This is a genomic window from Amaricoccus solimangrovi (assembly GCF_006385685.1).
Taxonomy (GTDB): Bacteria; Pseudomonadota; Alphaproteobacteria; order Rhodobacterales; family Rhodobacteraceae; genus Amaricoccus; species Amaricoccus solimangrovi.
The window spans coordinates 1-1,090 of record NZ_VFRP01000107.1 but is presented as its reverse complement, the minus strand read 5'-3'; the positions used below and the strand labels follow the sequence as shown (position 1 = coordinate 1,090).

Here is a 1,090-nt window from a genome sequence, read left to right as displayed (position 1 = left end):
TTCGGCCCGCTTGCCACGCGGGCACGGCGTGGGACAAGAGGGCGTGGCCGCCGATTGGCCCTTGTATCCATGATCGGGCCTGGTCGGTATACGCCAGGAGGGGTCATCGAAAGCTTTCGCGCCCAATGACTGGGCCGCGGGCAGACCTGTGGTTCGTCAAATTTCGGCTACGGTCGGGGCGTCTTATGACCGCTGACGACGGTCGGCCCTCTCGCCAGTGGCTCTCGGCTCATCCGTCACTCCCGACACGCCGCGCGATCTCGCGGAGATGCCGGAGATCGGTGCCACAACAGCCTCCCAGGACGCGAATGCCGGACAGCGAGCGCCTGAGATCGGCGAGTTGCCTGCCAAGTTCGACGGGGTCTCCCTCATCGAGGGTCTCGGCATTGTCCAGTTCCGCGTGGCTTTGCCGGGATGCGTTCGCAACGATGCCGGCGAGACTGGCTTGCCATGCTCCGCCATCGAGGCTCTTCGCGATGTGATCGGGATGGGCGCAATTCACGCAGATCGCGAACGGCTCCGCTGTCTCGACGAGCTGACCGACGGCGGCCGAGAGCGGTGTACCGTCCGCCAGCCCGCCGTCGGTCTGGATGGTGAAGGACACGAGAGCCGGGATGCCGGACCGCCGCGCGGCGATGGAAATGCCGATAGCCTCGCCCGTCGATCCCATCGTGTAGGCGCTGACCATGTCGGCGCCGGCCTCCCTGGCGGCCTCCACCTGCGGAGCGTGGTAGCGGGCGGATGTCTCGGCGGCGGCGATGCCGGGCTGATAGCCATCGCCCCGCGGACCGATCTGGACGCTGACACGGGTGGCGACGTCGGGATGCGCGACCGCGACCTCGCGGGCCAGGTCGACGGCGGCGCCGGTCAGCCGGGGCAGGTCGCTGGCCGCGTAGCCGACGCCCTTGGCGCGGTCGGGATTGGCCATCCACGTCGGTGTATCCAGGATGATCCCGACGCCGGTGTCGCGGCCGAGCGCAATCAATTTCAGATAGTAGTCCCGAAGCCGCGCGCGCCCGTCGGAACTATCGACCATGGGGAATGCCGCGAAGCCGGGCAGATCCACACCCTGGTTGAAGATCAGGTCCGT

Annotated in this window: 1 protein-coding gene; it reads right to left on the bottom strand. The window is 67.8% G+C overall.

The annotated features are described in order from the left end of the window. Window positions 1-229: 229 nt before the first annotated feature. Window positions 230-1,090, bottom strand: an 861-nt coding sequence (locus tag FJM51_RS23450; RefSeq protein WP_140456499.1) for a homocysteine S-methyltransferase family protein, incomplete at its 5' end; no start/stop codon positions are given.